General features: G+C 47.5%; 3 protein-coding genes. All 3 read left to right on the forward strand.

What is annotated here, in order from left to right; genetic code table 11:
- Nucleotides 1-415: 415 nt before the first annotated feature.
- The 3 genes from RRY12_12715 to RRY12_12725 all read left to right on the forward strand — a co-directional run bounded on the left by RRY12_12715 (nt 416) and on the right by RRY12_12725 (nt 3705).
- A complete protein-coding gene (locus tag RRY12_12715) occupies nt 416-1348 on the forward strand; it encodes a hypothetical protein (GenBank protein MEG2185535.1) in 933 nt (310 codons plus the stop codon).
- A gap of 78 nt (nt 1349-1426) precedes the next feature.
- Nucleotides 1427-1921: a hypothetical protein gene (locus tag RRY12_12720; protein ID MEG2185536.1), complete on the forward strand. Its 495-nt coding sequence runs from the start codon at nt 1427-1429 to the stop codon at nt 1919-1921.
- Nucleotides 1922-1986: 65 nt separating this feature from the next.
- Nucleotides 1987-3705, forward strand: coding sequence for a VapE family protein (locus RRY12_12725; protein MEG2185537.1), 1719 nt, complete (start codon nt 1987-1989; stop codon nt 3703-3705).
- The last annotated feature ends 90 nt before the right edge of the window (nt 3706-3795 follow it).

The raw sequence follows: 3795 nt of genomic DNA on the forward strand, positions 1-3795 counted from the left end.
CGGCGCCGGAGGGGGCTTTTTGCGATGATTAGGCGTGGTTTGCGTGTGCGGCTGGCGGATGTTCTGCGGCGGGTGTTGTCTGGGGAGCCGGCGTTTTTCGCAGTGTGCTGTAGGACCGGGGTTGAGATGTATGTCGGGCGCGCGGCGCCTGCGCGCAAGCCGTACAGGGAGATGGGCTGTTACGGCTGCCGGAAGTTCGGGCGATGCTGCTGGGGGCCTGCGGTGGAGGCGCGGTAGATGAGCGCTGAAGGTAAAAATTTGCGACGTTAATAACTTAATAATGTTTTGTTTTTGAACTATGACAACTAAATATTGGCGGGAATTGGAAAGGAGAATCGACTTGAGTATTTATCTGTTTAAATATAAACTAGCCCAAAGGAGACAAAGGCATCTGTCTTATAGGGGGTTGGTGCATGTGAAGGAAGAAGAAAAACTAATTTTCAAGTTTGAACTTGCCGACGACAATAATGATATTGACCTGCGCACTCTAACCGAAGGATTTGGCAAATATTGTTATTTAATGTATTTAATCAACAATATGTTAAATGATAGTGCTGAACTGGATATTAAGGTTGAAGCCGTCCGCCCTGGCAGTTTTGAAGTGGCCATTAAATTATGGGAATATGGACCTGTATTGCTTGGCACCGCTCTTGCTATTGATTCTCATGCCGTGATTGACGCTATGCTTACTATTTACAATCAGTTTCTAGAATTGAAAAAGCACCTTGGTAATGAAAAGGCTGTTTCTATTCAAGAAACAAGCGGAGGACAGGTAATCGTTACTAACGGAAATCATAACAATATTACAATAAATAAAAATACGCTTAATTTTTATATAGACAACAACGAAGCGTCTAATGTGTTGTCTTCCGGGACATATGCGGTGATAGCCGATAAATCAGTGGAATCTATAAAGGTGCAAAGAAAGAAAGGCCTGGAAACTGAAACTCTAGTAGATATTCCAAGAAGTATGATGTCCGTGGTCGCCTCCGACAATCCATATTTAAAACCAGAAGAGGAGACTGTGATAAAGGACAGAGTAAAAATTATTATAAGAAGTGCTAATGTCGATGCGGATGGTGCGTGGAAGTGTATATATAACGATCAAAAAGTGTACGTGTCAATCGATGATCCTGTTTTTAATTCAAAAGTAAAAAACAATCTTGAGCGGTTTGGCAATAAAGACGTGTTGATTGTTAAGCTTGAGGTGAAGCGTATAAGAGAGCCTGGGACTCCTTACTGGAAAGATGTTAGCTATAAAATACTTCATGTCTATCGTAAAAAGAATCTGAGGGATTACGTAGAGAGACAACAAACATTTAGCTTTAATGAGCCAGACACGGAATAGATTTTTAAGTTTTATGGATATGATGAGAAATAAAATATTACGTCGATCCCCGCCAGTATTTAGGCAGGGATTTATTTTTTGTCTAAAGGGCAGGTGTGCGAGCTGGATATAGATTTTTATGCTGTAGAAAGGGCGTTTTTAGAGGCTCTGGCGGATGCCGGTATCCCTCCTGCGGATGGTGAACATCTTAAACTGGACGGCACTAAGCATCTTTATACCGTGGCCGGCGATAAAAAGAAGAGGCGCGGTGAGTATTGTGTTTATGTGGACGAGTCTCCTGCCGGATATTTTCTTAAATATGGAGGCTCGTCGGCTGTGCCTTATACGGGGTGGAGTTTTAAGTCAGGTTTTTTGATTCGTTTACTGACGAGGAGCGCCGCGCCTATGTTGAAAAAAAGCGTCTTGAGCACGAAGCAAGACAACGTCAAAAAGCAAGCAATAAGGCGAGGGCAATCAGAGGTGCGCGCCGGAAATGGGAGGCGGCTACTGAGGCAGATGCTACACACGGGTATGCCGTGCGGAAGGGGCTTGCGTCGGTGCCTGGCGCGCGTCTTTATGGAAATGATCTTATAGTTTCATATTGTGATGTGAACGGTGATATTCAGACTGTGCAAACGATAAGCGCTAAAGGTGAGAAGATGTTGGAGAAGGAAGCGCCAAAGGAGGGTAACTTCTGCGTGCTTTCTGGATTCAGAAACCCTAATGGGACTGGCGTTGACATTATTCCACCGACTGTTGAAGGTTCTGTTTTGCTCTGTGAGGGCTGGGCCACGGGGGTCTCTTTGTATGAGGCTACTGGCTGTGTTGTGAGTGTGTCTGTGGACGCTGGAAATTTGCGTCCGGTATTGGCTAATCTGTTGGAGGCACGCCCGGAGCTTGACTATGTCGTTGCCGCTGACAACGATAGGTATAAAAAGAAGGGCAATACTGGCGGCCGCAGCGCGATAAAGCTGTGGGAGGAGTTCGGGGCGCCGTATGCGGCGCCGGATTTCCGTGAAGATGAAGAGTTGTCTGACTGGAATGATTTTGCACAGGCGCGCGGGCTTTCGGCGGTAAAGAGGCTTTTGTTTCATAAGATAGAATTGTTTCGCAAGTCGGAGGAGTATATCGAGGAGCACGTATATCCAAGGTTTATCCATGTCAATCCTGATACGGGAAAGCCGAAGGGGACGATTACCAATCTTGAGGCGCTGCTTAAGTGTAAGGATATATGGGTGGGCTATAACGAGATTAAGAAGGAGGAGATAATGAAGATACCAGGCCGGACGTACTGCCGTGACAACGCGGCTACTGCCGGCGTGGCTCATATCGCCTCTTTGTGTGCGCAATACGGGCTGCCGAAGGGCGACCTTGACCTTTTTCTTACTGAAATAGCGTCGCGCCATATTGTAAATCCCGTTCGTGATTATATCCTGTCGGAGCCGTGGGACGGCCAAAACCGGCTTCAGCTGGTTTATGACTCTATCTGCGCTGATGTGGATTTTCCGCGTGCTTTTAAAGAGACGCTTATCCGGCGCTGGCTGTTGGCTGGTGTGGCGGCAGCCTTTTCAAGGGGTGATTTTCGATGCCGCGGCGTTCTCGTTTTTCAAGGCGGGCAGGGAATAGGGAAGTCAACGTGGTTCCGTACTATCACGGGCAATTCTGAATGGTTCGGGGACGGCCAGTCTGTGAACCCCAGTCAGAAGGACGACGTTATGCCTGCGATACGCTGCTGGATAGTGGAGCTTGGGGAGCTGGAGGGGACGATGCGTAAGAGCGATATATCGAAGCTGAAAACTTTCCTCGCGGCGTCTACGGACGATATACGTGTGCCGTATGGCAGGCGTGTTTCAGCCTTTTCTCGCCGGACTATTTTCTGCGGCACGGTCAATCAACGCGAATTTCTTATGGACATAACTGGCAGCAGCCGTTTTTGGTGCATACCGACGGCGCGGATAGATATGTTGGACGCAGGTATGATCCAGCAGGTTTGGGCTGAGGTTTATGAGAGATATTTTCTTCTTCATCTGGAGCATAAGGATGACGTGCGTTTTCAATGGTGGCTTACGAAGGATGAGGAGGAGGAGCTGAAGCGCAGAAATGAGGAATTTGAGGCCACCGATCCCGTTGAAGAGAATATAAAGACAAAACTAAACTGGGAGGCTATGGATGCCACATGGGAGTGGCGTACCTGTACTGAGGTGCTTGTGGCGTGCGGGTATCCTTTACAGTCTATTACGCGGCCTATGACGATGAAAACGAGTGAAATCCTGACAAAGCTGACTGGGAATAAATCTGTGCGGCGCGGCATAAAGGGCAGTCGGATGTTTCGCGTGCCTCCGGAGATAACCAACACGTCTAATTTGTATCATGTATAAGGTGTCTGTAGGTGTCAGTAAAGAAAATGCGGTAACAGCAAGGATTTAAGATGTTTCAACCGACACCTGTTATAGGTGTCGGCGGCAGGT

Origin of the sequence: Cloacibacillus sp. (assembly GCA_036655895.1) — a bacterium.
Classification (GTDB): Bacteria; Synergistota; Synergistia; order Synergistales; family Synergistaceae; genus JAVVPF01.